General features: G+C 36.4%; 1 protein-coding gene. It reads left to right on the forward strand.

Going from position 1 to position 253, the window contains the following annotated elements; translation table 11 throughout:
- The coding region (locus AC2FA3_RS15400) for a hypothetical protein (protein ID WP_490510350.1) at positions 1 to 204 on the forward strand (204 nt) is incomplete at its 5' end.
- Between the last annotated feature and the right edge of the window lie 49 nt (positions 205 to 253).

The following is a 253-nucleotide window of genomic DNA, read 5'->3' on the forward strand; positions in this document are numbered from 1 at the left end:
TTCTCATTCTTTGCGGCATGTATCGGTGTTTCATTCTTCGCAAAGATGGATTTGATCAAGAGTCTTGTTGTATTGCTTGCACGTGGTGCATTGATCTCAGTAATTAGTATCTTGTTTGTATTGCCATCCTTGTTGATCTTCTTCCATAAGTTTATTGAAAAGACAACAAAAGGCTGGCCAAAAGAAAGGAAAGTTGAATTATGAATCTAAAACATATTTTAAAGGTTACAGGTAGTGTTGCACTGAGTGCAGT

This window comes from Janibacter sp. CoH_79_TC_3 (genome assembly GCF_058197955.1).